16 protein-coding genes are annotated in these 18,564 nt (G+C 67.8%); 1 reads left to right on the top strand and 15 read right to left on the bottom strand.

Features of this window, described 5'->3' with window-relative positions; all coding sequences use genetic code 11:
• The first annotated feature begins 231 nt into the window (after positions 1 to 231).
• Complete coding sequence (locus tag ACZY0Y_RS05050) at positions 232 to 579, top strand: RNA polymerase-binding protein RbpA (protein WP_024367218.1); 348 nt, start codon at positions 232 to 234, stop codon at positions 577 to 579.
• Positions 580 to 682: 103 nt separating this feature from the next.
• Here ACZY0Y_RS05050 and ACZY0Y_RS05055 read toward each other — a convergent pair whose 3' ends face one another.
• The 15 genes from ACZY0Y_RS05055 to arc all read right to left on the bottom strand — a co-directional run bounded on the left by ACZY0Y_RS05055 (position 683) and on the right by arc (position 18,492).
• Positions 683 to 1,432: a polyprenol monophosphomannose synthase gene (locus ACZY0Y_RS05055; protein ID WP_463885004.1), complete on the bottom strand. Its 750-nt coding sequence runs from the start codon at positions 1,430 to 1,432 to the stop codon at positions 683 to 685.
• A 441-nt stretch (positions 1,433 to 1,873) separates the two neighbouring features.
• On the bottom strand, positions 1,874 to 3,532 hold the full coding sequence (locus tag ACZY0Y_RS05060; RefSeq protein ID WP_463885006.1) for an amidohydrolase: 1,659 nt from the start codon (positions 3,530 to 3,532) through the stop codon (positions 1,874 to 1,876).
• Between the two features lie 88 nt (positions 3,533 to 3,620).
• Positions 3,621 to 6,539: a DEAD/DEAH box helicase gene (locus tag ACZY0Y_RS05065; protein WP_463957007.1), complete on the bottom strand. Its 2,919-nt coding sequence runs from the start codon at positions 6,537 to 6,539 to the stop codon at positions 3,621 to 3,623.
• Between the two features lie 24 nt (positions 6,540 to 6,563).
• On the bottom strand, positions 6,564 to 7,358 hold the full coding sequence (gene tatC, locus ACZY0Y_RS05070; RefSeq protein ID WP_463885010.1) for a twin-arginine translocase subunit TatC: 795 nt from the start codon (positions 7,356 to 7,358) through the stop codon (positions 6,564 to 6,566).
• Positions 7,359 to 7,406: 48 nt separating this feature from the next.
• Positions 7,407 to 7,676: a Sec-independent protein translocase subunit TatA gene (gene tatA, locus ACZY0Y_RS05075; RefSeq protein WP_160665839.1), complete on the bottom strand. Its 270-nt coding sequence runs from the start codon at positions 7,674 to 7,676 to the stop codon at positions 7,407 to 7,409.
• Between the two features lie 35 nt (positions 7,677 to 7,711).
• Complete coding sequence (locus ACZY0Y_RS05080) at positions 7,712 to 8,110, bottom strand: hypothetical protein (protein ID WP_463885012.1); 399 nt, start codon at positions 8,108 to 8,110, stop codon at positions 7,712 to 7,714.
• A gap of 26 nt (positions 8,111 to 8,136) precedes the next feature.
• Entirely contained in the window at positions 8,137 to 10,155 is a 2,019-nt protein-coding gene (locus tag ACZY0Y_RS05085) for a helix-turn-helix transcriptional regulator (protein ID WP_463957008.1), read from the bottom strand.
• Positions 10,156 to 10,255: 100 nt separating this feature from the next.
• Positions 10,256 to 10,651, bottom strand: coding sequence for an FKBP-type peptidyl-prolyl cis-trans isomerase (locus ACZY0Y_RS05090; protein WP_463957009.1), 396 nt, complete (start codon positions 10,649 to 10,651; stop codon positions 10,256 to 10,258).
• A gap of 44 nt (positions 10,652 to 10,695) precedes the next feature.
• Positions 10,696 to 11,634 (bottom strand): FKBP-type peptidyl-prolyl cis-trans isomerase, encoded by a 939-nt coding sequence (locus ACZY0Y_RS05095; RefSeq protein WP_463957010.1) that lies wholly within the window; start codon positions 11,632 to 11,634, stop codon positions 10,696 to 10,698.
• Positions 11,635 to 11,744: 110 nt separating this feature from the next.
• A complete protein-coding gene (gene pafA / locus ACZY0Y_RS05100; protein WP_463957011.1) occupies positions 11,745 to 13,109 on the bottom strand; it encodes a Pup--protein ligase in 1,365 nt (454 codons plus the stop codon).
• A gap of 1 nt (position 13,110) precedes the next feature.
• Positions 13,111 to 13,818 (bottom strand): proteasome subunit alpha, encoded by a 708-nt coding sequence (gene prcA, locus ACZY0Y_RS05105; RefSeq protein WP_463885022.1) that lies wholly within the window; start codon positions 13,816 to 13,818, stop codon positions 13,111 to 13,113.
• Between the two features lies 1 nt (position 13,819).
• Positions 13,820 to 14,653, bottom strand: a complete 834-nt coding sequence (gene prcB, locus ACZY0Y_RS05110) for a proteasome subunit beta (protein ID WP_160665854.1) — start codon at positions 14,651 to 14,653, stop codon at positions 13,820 to 13,822.
• An 80-nt stretch (positions 14,654 to 14,733) separates the two neighbouring features.
• The gene (locus ACZY0Y_RS05115; RefSeq protein WP_354186615.1) at positions 14,734 to 14,937 is read right to left on the bottom strand and encodes a ubiquitin-like protein Pup; all 204 of its coding nucleotides are present in this window, start codon (positions 14,935 to 14,937) and stop codon (positions 14,734 to 14,736) included.
• Positions 14,938 to 15,025: 88 nt separating this feature from the next.
• The gene (gene dop / locus ACZY0Y_RS05120) at positions 15,026 to 16,636 is read right to left on the bottom strand and encodes a depupylase/deamidase Dop (protein ID WP_463957042.1); all 1,611 of its coding nucleotides are present in this window, start codon (positions 16,634 to 16,636) and stop codon (positions 15,026 to 15,028) included.
• 59 nt (positions 16,637 to 16,695) lie between these two features.
• A complete protein-coding gene (arc, locus tag ACZY0Y_RS05125; RefSeq protein WP_160665856.1) occupies positions 16,696 to 18,492 on the bottom strand; it encodes a proteasome ATPase in 1,797 nt (598 codons plus the stop codon).
• Positions 18,493 to 18,564: the final 72 nt, after the last annotated feature.

The raw sequence follows: 18,564 nt of genomic DNA on the forward strand, positions 1-18,564 counted from the left end.
GCCAGGTCCCTGCCGGCTTTACCAGGGGTGGTCTGTGCCCGTATACTTGGGTATTTGTCCGGCTGGTTCAGTCCGGCGGAACAATTAAGCTTCGCAAAGCGTTTAATCCAGTGACGATATGTCCGGTATGGGTCCCGTGAGACGGCGCGATGCAAACAGTAGTCCGGCGCGGCCTCACAGCCCCCGGCTAACGCAGGGCATGACCCTGCGAACCGAATAGAGGGAGAAAAGATGAGCGATCGCAGCCTGCGGGGTATGCGCCTTGGCGCACAGAGCATGGAGACCGAATCCGGTGTCGAACCGGCTCCGCGCCAGCGGGTTGAGTACCGTTGCGCGGACGGCGAACAGGTATTCGTGACCTTCTCCTCCGAAGCGGAGATCCCCCCGGTATGGGTATCCAAGACCGGCAAGGAAGCCTTGCTCGTCGACGGCGAACGCCCTGTGAACCTCAACGAAAAGGCAGTCCGCACGCACTGGGACATGCTCCTGGAACGCCGGTCGCTGCCCGAACTCGAGCAGATCCTCGAAGACCGCTTGACGATCCTGCGCGAACGCCGCGGCGAACGGCGCTCGGCCTAAACAGCCCGCGCACCCGCCGTTTCACACAACGCGGGGTCACTTCCAGCCCATCCCGACGCATCGGATGGGCCGGAAGTGACCCCGCGTTGCTTCGTTAGGGGGACTACTTGGCGGCAGCCTTGCCGGTGATTTTCCCGGAGAGCGTGTTCCAGCGGGCGGCCAGGCCCCACTTCGTCACATTGATCATGGCTTCGACCACGATGTTTCCGCTCATCTTCGAGGCGCCCAGCTCACGCTCGACGAAAGTGATGGGGCGTTCGACAATCGTCAGGCCAAGCTTGGCCACGCGCCAGGCGAGGTCCACCTGGAAGCCGTACCCGACTGAGTCGACGGCGTCCAGGTTCAGCTTCTCCAGGGTGCTCCGGCGGAACGCACGGAAGCCCCCGGTGACGTCCTTGATTTTCAGGCCCAGCAGGATCCGGGCGTAGGTGCTGCCCACCCGGGAAATCGCCTGCCGGTACAGGGGCCAGTTGACGACACTCCCGCCGGGTACCCAGCGGGAGCCCATGGCGAGGTCGGCACCCTGTTCCACGGCCTCCAGCAGCTGGGGAAGCTGCTCCGGCTGGTGCGAGCCGTCGGCGTCCATCTCGACGAGGACGTCGTAACCGGCGTCGAGGCCCCACTTGAAACCGGCGATGTATGCCGCTCCGAGTCCGGCTTTGCCCGCACGGTGCAGGACATGGACCTGGCTGTCCTCGGCGGCGAAGCGGTCCGCCAGCTGCCCGGTGCCGTCGGGGCTGTTGTCGTCGACAACCAGGACGTCGGAGCCTGGCACAGCCGTGCGCAGGCGCCCGAGGGTCTTGGGCAACGATTCCAGCTCGTTGTAGGTCGGGATGATCGTGAGGACACGCACAGCGAGGCCTTTCCTTGAAGGGAGCGGTCAAACGCCGGGCGGTCACTCAGGAGCTGACACCAGGCGCAACTCTCCATTATAGGGAGTCGCCGGACCCTCCGGGGGCCGATGCCGGCCCCCGGGCAGGTCCACCCGCTTCGGGCCAGTTCCGGCAGCCCGCGGAAAGCGCCGCCGGAACCGTTTTCTGCTGCGAAGTGGACCCGCCCCCTGGGGGTACCCATGGCCACGGCCAAGGGAGCTGCCGCGCTTGCGGCAACTGGACCTGACCGGGGGGACGTCCGGAGTCTGCGCCTTACGCAACCCTCCGTTGACCCTCAATGCTACGGGCACGCCCCGATCTGTCAACCGCTCCGTGACCTGCCGATTCATCCATCGTCGCAGGTCAGGGGCGCCTCAAGCCTGTCGAAGTTTCGGTGTGGCACCGGCCGGGCCGGCTGGCGGTCAGCCCCGCAGGGAGCCGCTGGCGAACAGCTCGCGGCCGTCCCTGACGGTCTGCAGGCAGGCCGGCTCGGAGCCGGTGTCCAGCGCGGGCAGCAGCGGCGTCCGGGCCCGGGGGTCCGTGCTCCAGGACTGGACCCGGCCGTCAGCGACCTGGACCATAAGCTCATCGACTTCCCACACGGCAAAGCTGGCGGGGGCGCCGGGTACCAGCTGGCCGGCCATCGGGTTCCGGTACCGGGCAGCGCGCCAGCCGGCCCGCGTATGGCCCAGGAACGCTGCGCGGGCCGAGATCTGTTCCGCGGGGTTGTTGTGCTGCAGGCAGGCCCGGACGCTGGCCCACGGCCGCAGGGGCGTGACCGGGCTGTCGCTGCCAAAGGAGATAGGGACGCCGGCGGCGTAGAAGGACGCAAAGGGGTTCATGCCGACCCGCCGGGAGCCCAGGCGCTGCCGGTAGAGACCGTCCTCGCCGCCCCAGGCAGCATCGAAGCCGGGCTGGGCGCTGACGGTGACGGAGTACGCGGCCAGCCTGCGGATGGATTCGGCGTCGGCGAGTTCGACGTGTTCGAGGCGGTGGCCGGCGGCCCGGACCTTCTGCTCGCCGACTTCCGCCGCCGCCTGGTCCAGGGCGTCCAGCGCGGCGTCGAGGCCGGCGTCGCCGATCACATGGAATCCTGCCTGGATGCCCAGCAGCGAGCACGCGGCCACGTGTGCCGCGGCCTCCGCGACCGAGAGGTACACGCTCCCGCGCTCCCCCGGGGCGTCGCTGTAGTCCGCCCGCAGGGCCGCGGTCCGCGAACCGATCGAGCCGTCCATGTTCAGGTCGCCCGCCAGCCCCAGCACGGGCACGCCCAGGCCGTCGAGGATGGACCGGGCGTGGTCCGCCGAGGTGGCCAGCTCGCCCCAGTACGGCAGGATTTCCGGGACGGCGTCCGGGCCCGTGTTCCAGGCGGCGGCGAGCCGGAGGTCTTCAATGCTGCCGATGTGCGGTGCCGCCATTTCCGCGACGGCCACATAGCCGTTGGCTGCCGCCTCGGTGAGGGCCTGCTGCTGGTAGCTCCGGAGCGCCGCGGCGGGCAAGTGGCGCGTCGCCAGCCGGGCGGCGGTGTGGGCGGCACTCTTGACCTGGCTGCCGGCACCGGAGCCGTCGATCCCGTCGAGGCCGGCGGCTGCCGCCAGCGACGTGGACACAAGGGCCGAGTGCACGTCGACGCGGGAGAGGTAGACGTTGCGCCCGCCGGCGGCACGTTCGAGTTCCTCGCGGGAGGGCAGTGCCGGGTCCGTCCACCGGGTCTCGTCCCAGCCGTGACCCAGCACGGCGCCGCCCTCGCTGGCAGCGGCGGCGCAGAAGCCGGCGACGGCGTCGAGCAGTTCCCGGGCGGAGCGGACGCTGCCGAGCTGCAGGGAGTCCAGGGCGATGCCTGTTTCGGTGAGATGGACATGGGAGTCGACGAAACCGGGGGCGAGGAGCGCCCCGTGCAGGTCGATGACCTCCATCGAGGCGTCGGCGATCGAGGTGGCCGCCTGCTCGGAACCGACCCACGCGACGGTGTCGCCGTCGACCAGCATCGCCGACGCAAAGGGATCAGCGGCGGTGTAGACGGAGCCGTTCCTGTACAGCGTTACCTTGCGCGGCGCGGGGGCGGCCGGTGAATCGGTCATGGGTCTGGGACTCCTTGCAACTGGTGACCGGCACGGGCCGGACGTGTTCGACGACGGTGGGGAGGGTTTGGCCGGGCGGCCGTGGCAGTCAGGCCACGGAGGAATACGCGACGACGCCGCGCTTGATGAGTTTGATTGCTTCGCCGCACAGCCGGGAGACCCGCGGGTCCAGCGTCGGGATTTTTGCCAGCTGGTCCAGCAGGTCGATGACCTGTTTCACCCACCGGACAAAGTCGCCTGCGGCCAGGTCCGTGCCGCTGAGGACGTCCTGCAGGTGCCGGCCCTTGGCCCACTTGAAGATCGGCCAGACCAGGCCGAGTTCGGGTTCGCCGGTCAGCGGGAGCTTGCTGGCTTCCTCGACGTCCTCCAGGGCGGACCATTCATGGACCACAATGTCGACGGCGGATTCCAGTGCAATGCTCGGCATCTTGGGCCGGAGTCCGCGGTCCTCACGCTTGGCCTGGTAGACCAGGACGCTGGCCAGGGCGGCGACCTCCGCGGCGTCAAGGTCGCCGAAGGCGCCCAGCCGCAGGGACTGCGAAATCAGCAGGTCCTTTTCGCCGTAGATCCGGCGCAGACGCTGTCCGTCGGGGCTGATGGTGAGCACCCCGTCGTCGGCGGTTTCCAGGTAGCCGTAGCTGGACAGGACTCCGCAGACCCGGTCGAAGGTCTTGGCGATCGTGTTGGTGCGGCCCTGGATCTGGCGGACCAGCCCGTCGGTCTCCTGCCGGAGCTTCCAGTAGCGCTCGGACCAGCGCGCATGGTCCTCGCGTTCGCTGCAGCCATGGCAGGGGTGGGCGCGGAGCTCACGGCGCAGCTCGGCGATCTTCTTTTCCTGGTCCGGCTGGGCGGCGGCGCGGCCAAAGTCGTCGTTGCGGCCCGGCGGCGCCGGCGGCCGGTTCTCCCGAAGGGCGTTGCGCACGGAGGACGCCAGGTCACGCCGTGACTTGGGCACCTTGGCGTTGAAGGACTTCGGGATCCGGACCCTGGTGATGGGAGACAGCGGCCCTTCCACATCCTGGGTGCCGATCCGGCGCAACTGGTTGTCCAGGGTCATGACGGCGGGCCGTGGTTCGCGGGAGTGGTGGTCGGAGCTGAGGACGACGGCGAGTCCGGGCGCCCGCCCGGTGGGCACATCCACCACGTCCCCGGGGAGCAGCCGGCTCAGGGAGTCCTCGGTCACGGACTTCCTGGCCCGGGAACTGGTCGTCGAGGCGTTCTTCTCCGCATCGGAGAGCGCCCGCCGGAGCCGCGAGTAGTCGGTGAAGTCCCCCAGGTGGCAGCTCATCGCCTTGCTGAAGCCGGCCAGGGACTCTTCGCGGCCGCGCACCTGCTTCGCCAGCCCGACGACCGAGCGGTCGGCCTGGAACTGGGCGAAAGAGGACTCCAGGATCTCCCGGGCCCGGGGCCGGCCGAACTGCGCCAGGAGGTTGATGGACATGTTGTATGTGGGCCGGAAGCTGGAATTCAGCGGGTACGTGCGCCGCGAGGCGAGGCCGGCAACGGCCGCCGGATCCGTGCCCGGCTGCCACAGGACGACGGCGTGGCCCTCGACGTCGATCCCGCGGCGGCCGGCGCGTCCGGTCAGCTGCGTGTACTCCCCCGCGGTGATGTTCACGTGCGCCTCGCCATTGAACTTGTCGAGCTTTTCCAGCACGACGGAACGCGCCGGCATGTTGACGCCGAGCGCGAGGGTTTCGGTCGCGAACACGGCCTTGACCAGGCCGTCGACAAAGAGTTTCTCCACCACTTCCTTGAAAGTGGGCAGCATGCCGGCGTGGTGGGCCGCCAGCCCGCGGAGCAGCCCGTCGCGCCAGCTCCAGAAGCCCAGGACGTCCAGGTCGTCGGAGGGGATGTCCTGCGCTGCCTCATCAACACGCCGCGCAATGATGAGCTGTTCCTGTTCGGTGGTCAACCACAGGCCGGCAGCGACGCACTGCGCCACGGCGGCATCGCAGCCGGCGCGGGAAAAGATGAAGGTGATCGCCGGCAGGAGGTCCTGCCGGTCCAGGCTGGCGATGACCTGGGGGCGGCTGGCCTTCCGGACGGGGCTGCGCGGCCCGCCCTGCGGGTCGTCGTCACGCCGGCTGCTCTGGCGCCGCTGGTTGCGGCCGCCGTGGCCGAAGCGTCCGCGGAAGTTCATCTGGCTCTCGGCGCGGGCCATGGAGAGCAGCTCGGGGTTGACCTCGAAGCCGGGGCGCTCGGTGATGACGGCCTTGGGGCCGGCGGTTTCCGTAGTGCCGGCGGCGGACACGGCGGCGGCGGACACTGCGGCCTCACCGGCCGGGGCGATCTCATCGAAGCTCGTGTCGCCGGCGAAGAGATCCACGATCTTCCGGCCCACCATGACGTGCTGCCACAGCGGCACGGGCCGGTGCTCGGAGACGATGACGTCGGTCTGGCCGCGCACCGTGTCCAGCCAGGCGCCGAACTCCTCGGCGTTGGAAACGGTGGCGCTGAGCGAGGCGACCTGGACCTCGCTGGGGAGGTGGATGATGACCTCCTCCCAGACGGCGCCGCGGAAGCGGTCCGCGAGATAGTGGACCTCGTCCATGACGACGTAGCCGAGGTCGCTGAGGGTGCTGGAGTCGGCGTAGAGCATGTTGCGGAGCACCTCGGTGGTCATCACCACGACCGGGGCGTCGCCGTTGATGCTGGTATCGCCGGTCAGCAGCCCCACCCGGTCGGCACCGTACTTGTCCGCCAGCTCCGAGTACTTCTGGTTGGACAGGGCCTTGATCGGGGTGGTGTAGAAGGCCTTGAGTCCGCGCTGGAGCGCGAGGTAGATGGCGAACTCCCCCACGATCGTCTTGCCGGCACCTGTGGGGGCGGCCACCAGGACGCCACGGCCGGCCTGGAGGGACAGGCAGGCTTCACGCTGGAAGTCGTCGAGTTCGAAAGCGAGCGAACGGATGAAGCCGCCCAGATAGGTTTTGGCTTCTGCGGCCCGCTCGGCACTGGCTCGGTAGCGTTCAGACGGCGATTCCGGCCCGGGTAGTGAGGACATGCTTCCAGCCTAGTGCGCCAAGGGCTAGAGATTCTCCAGCTCGGAGCTGGGAGTTGCCTGGTCCGCGGTGGCCTCGGTCTCGGCGGCCCGTTTGACGGCACGCCGTTCACGCCGGCGGTCGTTGAGCAGGCACAGCCCGATGGCGGCGAAGAAGAGCAGGAGCATGGGCCCGGCAAGGTAGAACATGCTCATCGCGTCGGCTCCGGGCGCGGCCATGGCGGCGAAGAGGCAGACCAAAAAGACGGTGATGCGCCAGCTCTTGACGAGCTGCTTGCCCTTGACGAATCCCGCCAGGTTCAGTCCGACGAGGATCACCGGCAGCAGGAAGGCGATGCCGAAGGCCAGCAGGAGCCGCAGGACGAAGGACAGATAGACCTGGGCGCTGATGAAGTTGGAGCCGCCGGTCGGGGTGAAATCGGTCAGCACACGGACGGCGTTGGGAAGCACCAGCCACGCCAGCAGGACACCGCCCACAAAGAGCGGGACGGCGGCAGCAACGAAGGACAGGGCCATCCGGCGTTCCTTCTTGTGCAGGCCGGGGACGATGAATGCCCACAGCTGGTAGAGCCAGACCGGGCTGGCGACGATCAGGCCGAGGAAGACGGAGACCTGGATCATCAGGTCAAAAGAACTTGCCACGCCGTCGAAGTTCAGCGTCGCCTGCCGGCCCTCATGTGTGTTGAGGTCGCTGATCGGTTTGATCAGCGCCGCAAGCATGGGCTGGTAGACGAGGAATCCGACGACGGTACCCAGCACGACGGCGATTGCGGACTTGAAGAGACGGTTCCGCAGCTCTTTGAGGTGATCGAGGAGCGCCATCCTCCCCTCGGGGTTCGACCGGCGGCCCATGGTTACTGCCACGCGGTATTAGGCGCGGTTCGGCGGCGGAACGTCGGTTCCGTCTGCGGCGCGGGTTTCCGTGCCGGCGGGCTTCGGGTGGTTCACGACCCGGCCCTCGACGGGCTCAGAACCGTCAGTGGCCTCCGTGGCGCCGTCCTTCTTCATCTCCCGGACTTCGGACTTGAAGATGCGCATGGACTGGCCAAGGCTCCGGGCCATGCCGGGCAGCTTCGGTGCAGCGAAAAGCACCAGTGCCAGGACGATGATGATGATGAGATGCCAGCCTTCAAGCCTCATGACAGGAGGTCCTTTCGTTTGAGTACATCCTACGTCTAACTGAATTCGATGTCGTTCAGCCGCTGGGGCTGCCCACGGTCCTTCTTGCGCTGGACGCGCCGCGTGCGGCGGGCTTCCTGGCGGGCGAAGTTGGATGCGCGGTAGTCATGCCCCATCTGAACAGGTGAGGCAAAAACGGCGGACCCGGGTACAGCACGCGGTCCGGACTGGCCGCCCGCATCGCCGCCGTCCGAACCTACCCGGCCCACATGAACATCAGCTGAACCGGAGGTGAGCGGGCCGGACGGGAAGGCGGAGAACCGCTCCCCCGCTTCCCCGAGTTCCTTGACCGTGGCCATGAACTTCCGGAACAGCCGGACCCCGAGCACGACGAAGAACAACAGCGACAGCGCGACGAGCGCTATCCAGATCACGATCCAGGACCACCAAGGCATGCTGAGTAGTCTAGCCGCCGCACTGGCTAGTCTTCATATTGGGCCAGGGCCGCGGCGAGCCACTCGCGGGAAGCCCGCGCGAGCTCTTCCGGCGCCAGGATCCGGGCCGTCCCGCCGTGCTGGGCCACGAACATCGGCAGCCAGTCCGTGCTGCCGAAGCGGATTTCGGCGAGCAGGCCCCCGCCGGGCAGTTGAGCCGTCTGCTCCGCGTAGTACTCGTCGGCGAGGCCGATGCCACGGCGGGTGAGTTCGACCACAACGACGGTGTCGTCGTCGTTCGGGGTGAAGAGCTTGACGGGGAAACTGCCGTCCGGCGCCGACCGCTCGGAGGCGGGCAGGCCGTTGGTTTCCAGGGCTTCGATCCGGTCCAGCCGGAAGTTCCGCAGGCCCTGCGCGGCGTGGCAGTAGGCCTCCAGGTACCAGGTGTTGTCGAGTGAATAGAGCCGCAGCGGGTCAATGTTGCGTTCGGAGACGGTGTCCCTGAGCGGCGAGAAGTAGCGCAGCCGCAGCTGGGCACCGGTCCGGATGGCCTCGCGGGCCGTTTCCAGGGCCGCGGAGTTTCCAGGCACCACCTCCGGCCCGGACAGGGCGGCCGCCTGGAGGCCTTCCTCCCCCGCCGCCGCCATGAGCTTGAGCGTGACGGATTCCAGCGCGCCGCCCTCGGCAAGCTGCGGCAGGCCATTGAGGGTTTCCAGTCCGGTCAGCAGGGCGCAGGCTTCCTCCACGGTGAAGCGGACCGGCCGGTTCAGGTCGAGGTCCTGGGTGATGGTGACGTGGTCGTCGTCCCACTGGATGTCCAGCAGGTCATCCGGGTAGCCCTCGGGCAGGCCGGAGCAGATCAGGATCCGCAGGTCCGCTTCCAGTTCCTTGCGGGTGATGCCGAAGTTTGCCGCTACTTCACTGATGTGCAGGCCCTGGTTGTGCACCAGGAACGGCACGAGCTGCAGCATCCGCGCCAGTTGGTCCTCGGACGTGCGTTTGCGGCCCTGCCGGGGCGCCCCCCCTGGAAAGGAAGCGGCTGCCGGGCCGAACGCCGGGAAAGCGATCGGCGGAACGGGCGCCGCCGCGAACTCAGCGGCGGCGGCGAGGCGGCGGCGCACGGACGTGACGAGTTCGGGCGGGGTCATAACGCGGACCCGGGGACCGTAGGAGGCGAGCTCCTCCGCGAGGGTCTCGGCGTCCCGGTACGGCACGCTGAGGCGGTCCCGCCCGGCCGGGGGCAGTCCCGCGCCGGCTTCCGGTACCGGATCCCGGAGGGCCCGTTTGCGGAGCCCGCGCAGCGTGCCGGCATCGACGTCGACGACGGCGGCCCGGACCGGCAGCTCCGCCAGCCCGGCCAGTTCGGCCCGGACGTTGAAATCAGCCGGAGGCGTGAAGCTTTCCTTTTCCAGGACGGTCACGGCGGAGGTGAGGCGGGAGAGACGGAAGAAGCGCTTGTCCCCGCGGGTCCTGTCATGGGCGACGAGGTACCACTGGCCGAAGCGGCTGCCGAGGCCCCAGGGCTCCACCAGCCGCGTTTCCTCCTTGCCGGTGCTGCCGGCGAGGTAACGGAAGCTGACGGGGTGCTGGGAGTGCATGGCGGCGACGAGGTCCTCGAAGGCCTGGCCGGCCGGCCGGATCCGCGGCTGGAGCCCGGCGGGGAGTTCGGCGTCGACCATGCCGCCGGAGGCCCGCAGTTTGCGCACCGCGTTGACGGCCGCGGAACCCAGGGCGGCATGCTCCCAGAGCTGGGCGGCGAGGATAAGCACGGTGCATTCTGCCGGGGTGAGGCTGACGTCCGGAAGCCTGTTGGATTCCTTGCCGATCCGGTAGCGGGTGGTCGCGGGATCGTCCGAGCCCCAGCCTTTGTCCGTGACGGTCTCGACGTCGAACCCGAACCGCCGCAGCTCGACCTTGTCGCGTTCGAACATCCGGCCGAAGGCGACGTCGGTGCTGGTGGTGTCGTGGTAGACCTTGTCGCGCAGTTGACTGCGCCGCAGGCCGTACCTGGTGTTGAGCAGGGCAATGAGCAGGTTCAGGAGGCGTTCGGTACGTGAGGCTGACACCCCGCAAGGGTACTAAAGTCCCCGCCCGAAACTGACAAAAGCGCGGTAACAGCCGGAAGAACTTCTCCGATTGTTACCGCGCTTTGACGTGTTCTGTGTGCTAGCGGACGGCGACAAGGTCGACGACGAAGATGAGGGCCTCGTTGGGACCGATCGCTCCGCCGGCGCCACGGGAGCCGTAGGCCAGCTCCGAGGGGATTTCCAGGCGGCGTCGGCCGCCGACCTTCATGCCCAGCAGGCCCTGGTCCCAGCCCTGGATGACCTGGCCGACGCCGACGCGGAAGTCCAGCGGTGCGCCGCGGCCCCAGGAGGCGTCGAACTCTTCGCCGGTGGACCAGGCCACACCGACGTAATGGGTGGAGACGGTGTCGCCGGCCTTGGCTTCGGCGCCGTCGCCTTCAATCAGGTCGGTGATGACCAGTTCCGTGGGAACGGCGCCTGCGGGGAAATCAATTTCCGGCTTCTGGCGGTCAATGTTGCGCTGTCCAAATGACATGGGTGCTCCTTACTAGGGGGTCCTGTGTGCTGCGGGTGTGGTGGTTACTTGACGCCGAGGATGTCGACGACGAAGACGAGGTCGCCTTCAGGCTGGCCGCTGGCAGCCGTGGCGTCGGGGTAGGCAAGGTCCTTGGGGATGACCAGGAGGACGCGGGAGCCGACTGTCTTGCCGGCCAGGCCCTTGGTCCAGCCCTTGATGACGCCGGTGAGCGGGAAGGTGGCCTTCTGGCCGCGGTCGAAGCTGGAGTCGAAGACCTTGCCGCCGGCCAGTGCCACACCGACGTAGTTCACGGTGAGGGTGTCAGTTTCCTTGACCACGGGGCCGGTGCCCTTGATGAGGTCCTGGGCGACGAGGGCGGTCGGGGCGGCGACGCCGTCGACGGAGATCTCGGGGATGCCCTTGTCATTGTCCTTGACGGCCGGCAGGCCTGCCGGCGGGGTGACGGTCTCGCCCTCGGGCTTGTCCAGGACCCTGGGGGCGTCCTTGGCGGAGAGCACCTTGACGACGAGGAGCTGGGCGGGCTGCGCTTCTGCGCCCTCAGCGGCCGCGGCACCCGGAACGGCAAGTGCCAGGTGGGAGCCGATCTTGGCGCCAACGAAGGCGTTGTAGATGACGGCGCTGCTGGTCTTGAGCTCGTCGTTCAGTTCGAGCTCTTCGGGATCCTTCGGGAAGGTGTCTTCCAGGGTGGAGCCGTCCTTGCCGTTGAGGGCAACGATGGAGATCGAGGCGATCTGGTTCGCCTTGACCCGGTCGCCGCTGCCCTCCGTGACCACCTTGACGGTGGGTTCCTTGACCTCGAGGGGTTTGGTGAATTCAACACCTGGTGCCTTCTTGTCGCCGTTCTCCGTCAGCTTGAGGGAGTCCAGCTTGGCGGTCTCGCCGGCGGACTGGCTGGTGGGTTCCGGGGCAGCTGGTTCGCCGCCGCCGCAGGCGGTCAGGAGCAGCAGTCCGGGAAGAAGAATTGCTAATAGTCGGCGCACTTAAGAACTTTCGTCGGGGCAGGATGGACGCCTCGCCGGGCACATGCCAGCGGCAAAGCAAGCGTTGGCCGCGAACGGCACCCCTCCAGAATAACGTGGAAAGCTGGGTATCAGCCCATAGAGTCCAGCAGGGCATCCACCCGCTCGTCCACATTGCGGAACGGGTCTTTGCACAACAGGGTCTGGTGGGCGCGGTCGTTGAGCTTCAAATGCACCCAGTCCACGGTGTAGTCGCGGCCCAGTTCCTGCGCCCGCCGGACAAAGTCGCCGCGGAGCTTGGCGCGGGTGGTCTGCGGCGGGGCGTCCACCGCATCCTTAACCGCCGTGTCATCCACCACGCGGCGGACGGCCCCGCGGGACTGGAGCAGGTAGTAGAGCCCGCGGGTGCGCGAGATGTCATGGTACGTCAGGTCCAGCTGTGCGATCCGGGGCGCGTCGAGGCCCAGGTTGTGCCGTTCGCGGTAGTTGTCCATGAGCTTCTTCTTGATCGCCCAGTCCACCTCGGTGTCGATCCTGGACGTGTCGCCGCTTTCGATTGCGTCCAGGGTGCGTTCCCAGAGATCCAGGATCAGCGGGACGTGGGCGTTGTGGGCCCCCTGCTCCGCGACGAACGCGGTGACCTTGGCGAGGTACTCGCGCTGGATTTCAAGGGCGGTGAGCTGCCGGCCGTTGGCGAGCCGGACCAGGGCGCGGCCGCTGAGGTCGTGGGAGATTTCCCGGATGCTGCGGATCGGGTTCTCCATCCGCATGTCGCGCATGATGACCCCGGCCTCGATCATACGCAGGATCAGGTCAACGGTGCCGACCTTGAGCAGGGCCGTGGTCTCTGACATGTTGGAGTCGCCCACGATCACGTGCAGCCGGCGGTAGAACTCGGCGTCCGCATGCGGCTCGTCGCGGGTGTTGATGATCGGGCGGGACCGCGTGGTGGCTGAGGAGACGCCCTCCCAGATGTGGTCGGCGCGCTGGGAGAACGCGAACGTGGCACCGTGCGGGGTCTTGAGGATCTTGCCGGCACCGGCGATCAGCTGCCGGGTCACGAGGAACGGAATCAGGATCTCGGCCAGCCGGGAGAACTCCCCGCGCCGCGGGATGAGGTAGTTCTCGTGGCTGCCGTAGGAGTTCCCGGCGGAGTCGGTGTTGTTCTTGAACAGGTACACCGTGCCGTTGAAGCCCTCGGCCGCGAGCCGCTCCTGTGCCTCGTCGACGAGGTCGTCCAGGATGAGTTCCCCGGCCCGGTCGTGGGCGATCAGCTGGGCGAGGTCGTCGCATTCCGCGGTGGCGTACTCCGGGTGTGATCCGACGTCGAGGTACAGCCTGGAGCCGTTGGTCAGGAACACATTGGAGGACCGCCCCCAGCTGACCACTTTGCGGAACAGGTAGCGGGCCACCTCCTCGGGGGCCAGCGGACGGGACTCGGGGCTCGAGTAGGAAATCCCGAACTCGGTCTCGATGCCGAAAATGCGCTTGTCCATCTCAGTTCTCCTCAGCCAGCAATGCCGTGATGTCTGCGTCGTCGAGCCGGCGGAAGGCGCGGCGGGTGCCCCGGCTGCTTTCGGAGCCGCGGTCCAGCACCGCCACCTCCACGGCCGACGCCGGCAGCGTGTCGGCTTCCTTGTCCGCGACGAGCCCGGCCAGGGCCAGCCTGATGGCGCCGGCGAAGTCGAGCTCGACCTGCCAGCCCGCCGCCACGGACTCGGAGACCTTGTCCGCCTGGCCGCCCATCACGATGAAGCCCTTCTCGTCCGCGATCGACCCGTCGAAGGTCAGCCGGTAGAGGTGGTCCGCGTCCGGGGAGGACCCCACCTCGGCCACCGCCAGTTCGACTTCGAAGGGTTTCTGTTCCGCGGTGAACACCGCGCCCAGGCTTTGCGCGTAGACGCTCGCGAGGCCCCTGGCCGTGACGTCCTCCCGGTCGTAGGAGTACCCGCGCACGTCCGCGTAGCGCACCCCGGCCTGGCGGAGGCTTTCGAATTCGTTGTATTTCCCCACGGCCGCAAACGCGATCTTGTCGTAGATCTCGCCGATCTTGTGCAGTGACGGCGAGGGGTTTTCGGCCACAAGGGCGATTCCGTCCCGGCAGCTGATGACCACCACGGAGCGCCCGCGTGCGATGCCTTTCCGCGCGAAATCCGCGCGGTCCTTCATCAGTTGTTCAGGCGATACGTAGAACTGCTGGGTCATCTCAGGCCTCCCGCTGGGCCACGGCCCTGGACTCTATGATGGTGCCGGCGACTGCCGCGAGCTCGCGCTCCGGAACCCGGAAGGCACCTGTTCGGTTGACGACGTAAACCACGGGCCAGAGCTGCCGGACGGGGTCGGGTCCGCCGGTGGCGGAGTCGTCGTCGGCGGCGTCGTAGAGCGCCTCGACAGCGACGGCGACGGCGTCCTGCTCCGGAAGGTTGGGCCGCCAGAGTTTCTTGAGCGCCCCGCGCGCGAACATCGAGCCCGAGCCGACGGTATGGTGTTCCTGCTCCTCGTACCGGCCGCCGGTGACGTCGTAGGAGAAGAGCCGGCCCAGGCCGGCGGGACGGTCGAAGCCTGCGAACAGTGGCACGACGGCGAGGCCCTGCATCGCCATGGGGAGGTTGCTGCGGATCATGGCGCCGAGCCGGTTGGCTTTGCCGTCGAGGCTCAGGAGGGTCCCTTCGATCTTCTCGTAGTGTTCGAGTTCGACCTGGAAGAGCCGGGTAATGTCGAGGGCGATTCCCGCGGTCCCGGCGATTCCGAGCACGGAATACTGGTCCGCCGGGAACACCTTTTCGATGTGCCGGCTGGCGATGACGTTGCCCATGGTGGCACGCCGGTCCCCCGCCATCAGCACACCTCCTGCGTAGGTCAGGGCGACGATCGTCGTCCCGTGCGGCGCCTGCAGGGGCGTGGCGGCGCTGCCCGCCGGAAGCTGCTGGCCGAAGTGCTGCTGGCCGAACGGGAGCAGGTCGGGGCGCTGGCGCTGCAGATGTTCAGTGAAGGAGGACGTGGCGTTGGCTGCTACCTGGTTGGCGGTGGTTTCCTGCACTGGTGCACTCCCTCAACGTAGTGAATCAACGACTTTCCGGCCCTCAGCCCTGTGCCGGCACAACCTAAGGGGCCGCCGCGCTACTGGCCGCCCTTTTGGACGAAAGCGCGGACGAACTCCTCCGCGTTGGACTCCAGCACACCGTCGATCTCATCGAGCAGGTCGTCGACGCCCTGGGTGGCGGCTGACGCCTGGCCCTCCGCGGGGGCCGGCGGCGCGGCGGGAACGTCTTCGTCGACTTCGGTGTCCCGCGACTGCGGCTTCTGCTGCTCCTGGCCTGCCATTGTTTTCTCCTTCTGTCCGCCCCTTCTTCGCAAGGGACTTCCTGTAGCCATATTGCCACGCCCGGAGCCCCCGCGGGGCTCTATGTCCCTAGGAACCGGGTGGGAGTCCCAGCAGTTCGGAAAGGAACGCTCCGGCCTCCCGGTGCCGGGCGAAGAGACCGCCGGTGAGGGCCTCGGTTCCGCGCAGGGGTTCCCGGGTGGGGACCCGCTGAAGCCTGCCGCGGCCTGGCACATCGAAGATCACGGAGTCCCAGCTGGCACCGACAACGTCGGCCCCGAAGCGGCTGACGCAGCGGCCCCGGAAATAGGCGCGGGTGTCCGACGGCGGCTCCGTGACCGCCCGCTGGATCACGCCGTCGTCGACGATCCGCTGCATGCGGTCGCGGGCCAGCAGGCGGTAGTAGAGCCCCTTTTCGGGCCGGATGTCCGCCCACTGCAGGTCCACGAGGCCCAGCCGCGCGTGGCCCCAGTCCAGTCCGTCGCGGTCCCGGTAGCCCTCCAGCAGCGAGAGCTTCGCCAGCCATTCCACCGAGGACGCGGCGGCCGCCCGGTCATTGGCAAGTTCCGTCAGTGTCGCGGACCAGCGTTCCAGCACCTCATGGGTGTGGCCGTCACCGTCCACGGCATCGGCGACACCGGTGTCCTGGGCATGCTTGGCGGCTGCTTCGAAGTAGATCCACTGCAGGTCCAGGGCAGTGATCCGCCGCCCGTCGAGCAGCCGCAGGGTGGCCGTGAGTGAGGTGTCATGGCTGACGGCCTGCAGCGAGGCAACCGGCTCATGGACTTCGAGCTTGGGGGCCAGGCCGGCCTCGATCAGGCTCAGCACCATGGCGGTGGTGCCGAATTTGAGGAAATTGGAGGCCTGGCTGAGGTTGGCGTCGCCGATGATGACGTGCAGGCGCCGGTACTTGTCCGCCGTCGCATGGGGTTCGTCGCGGGTGTTGATGATGGGGCGGCGGATCGTGGTTTCGAGGCCGACTTCGGTCTCGAAAAAGTCGGCACGCTGGCTGATCTGGTAGCCGGGGCGGGAGCCGTCCTGCTTCATGCCGACCCGGCCGGCGCCGCAGAAGATCTGCCGGGCGACGAAGAACGGGGTCAGTCCGCGGACAATGTCGCCGAACGGCACGCTGCGGGGCATGAGGTAGTTCTCGTGCGAGCCGTAGGAGACCGACTTGTTGTCGGTGTTGTTCTTGTACAGATTGACCGGGGGCAGTTCAGGGTCGGCCGCAAGCCGCCGCACCGCGGCCAGGGCCACGAGGTCTCCGGCGGCATCCCAGGCGACGACGGCGCGCGGGTTGGTCACTTCCGGGCTGGAGTACTCGGGGTGGGCGTGGTCGACGTAGAGGCGGGCACCGTTGCCGAGCACCATGTTCATCAGCAGGGTGCCGGATTCGTCCCCGCCGTCGGCCTCCAGCTCCTGCCGCCCGTAGGCGAGGGCGACAGCTTCGGCGTCGAGGACGGGCGGCTGGTCGGTCAACTGGTCCGGTTCGGCCTGGCTGCGCTCCAGCGTCCATCCGCGGGCGTCGTGCAGCGGTTCCTCGTCGGTGTAGTCCCAACGGGTTTCGGCGCCGCCGGCGGCGCGCTGCCGCGTCACCTGGGCGTAGGCCTGGATCACCCGGGCGGACATCATCGTGGCGTTCGCCCCGGGCGCGGAGGGCGCGTGGATGCCGTATTCGGTCTCGGAGCCCATCACCCGCATGGCGCCGCCTGCGGGAAGCCCGCCGGATACCCCGGCGGGCTTCCCGGGCACAGCGGACGTCACAGGTACTGGCCCGTGCTCGGCATCGTCTCGATGGACTTGCCGGGCTCCTGCCCGGCCTTGCCCTGGACGATGGTGCGGATGTAGGTGATGCGCTCGCCCTTCTTGCCCGAGATCCTGGCCCAGTCGTCCGGGTTGGTGGTGTTGGGCATGTCCTCGTGCTCGCGGAATTCGTCGACGACGGCGCGCAGCAGGTGGTCGATCCGGATGCCCTTTTGGCCCACGGTGAGGAGGTCCTTGATGGCGTATTTCTTGGCCCGGTCCACGACGTTCTGCACTACGGCGCCGGAGTTGAAGTCCTTGAAGTAGAGCATTTCGGTGTCGCCGTTGGCGTACGTGACCTCGAGGTATTCGTTGGACTTGTCGGTGGAGTACATGGCCTCGACCGTGCGCTGGATCATCGCATCCACGGTGGCCTGGACATCGCCGTGGTGCTCGGCGAGGTCGGACTCGTGGAAGGGCAGGTCGGCGGTGATGTACTTGTTGAAGATGTCCGCGGCGGCTTCCGCGTCGGGGCGGTGGATCTTGACCTTGACGTCCAGACGGCCCGGCCGCAGGATTGCGGGGTCGATCATGTCCTCGCGGTTGGAAGCGCCGATCACGATCACGTTATCGAGCCGCTCCACGCCGTCGATCTCGCTGAGCAGCTGCGGGACGATGGTGGTTTCGACGTCGGAGGAGATGCCGGTGCCGCGGGTGCGGAACAGCGAGTCCATTTCGTCGAAGAACACCACTACCGGGCTGCCCTCGGACGCTTTTTCGCGGGCGCGGGCGAAGATCAGCCGGATGTGCCGTTCGGTCTCGCCGACGTACTTGTCCAGCAGCTCCGGGCCCTTGATGTTCAGGAAGTAGCTCTTCATGTCCGTCTTGCCGGTGCGTTCGGCTGCACGGGCGGCGAGGGAGTTGGCCACGGCCTTGGCGATGAGCGTCTTGCCGCAGCCCGGCGGGCCGTAAAGCAGGATTCCCTTGGGCGCCTTGAGGCCGTGCTCGCGGTACAGGTCCGGGTGCAGGAACGGCAGTTCCACGGCGTCGCGGATCTGTTCGATCTGCGGTCCCAGGCCGCCGATGTCCTGGTAGGTGATGTCCGGGACTTCCTCGAGGACGAGGTTCTCGACCTCGGAGCGCGGGATCTTCTCGAGGGCGTAGCCGGTGCGGGAATCCATCGAGAGGGCGTCGCCGACCCGGAGCTTCTGCGCGAGCAGGGCGCCGGAGAGCCGGATGACGCGTTCCTCGTCCGCCCGGCCGACCACCAGTGCCCGGTCGGTACCCAGCATTTCCTTCAGCGTGACAAGGTCCCCGGCCCGTTCGTAGCCCAGGCCGGCGACCACCATCAGTGCTTCGTTGAGGAGGACCTCCTGGCCGACCGCGAGCTGGTTCATGTTGACCAGCGGACTGATCCCCACGCGCATCTTGCGGCCGGCGTTGAAGATGTCCACCGATTCCTCGGTGGCGGCCTGCCCGCCGTTGCCGGCGGAGGGATGGCGCTTCGGGTTCAGCTGCAGCACCGTGCCGAAGCTGTATGGCGGCTGGCCCTCCTGGTCGAGGGCGCTCTTGAGCCGCAGGATTTCCGCTTTCGCGGTCTCCAGCATCGACACCAGCTTCGAGTTGTTCTGTGTGGCGGCCGCGAGCTGGCGGTCGATATGCCGGAGTTTGTCCCGGAGGATGTTGACCTGGCGTTCGGCCACGGACAGTTCGCTGGCGCCGAAGCGCTCACCGTCGGCGGCCTGCGCCCGTCCCGCAGCAACAGCCGCGTCCTCTGCCGGCGTCAGGCCCGGATCAGTGTTCGGAGTCTCCATCGTGCATCAGCCCCTTCCTACGCTTCTATTAAGACATTAGCCCCAAGAAGCCGGGTGACGCTGAAGACTTCC

The organism is Pseudarthrobacter kochi, assembly GCF_055412805.1.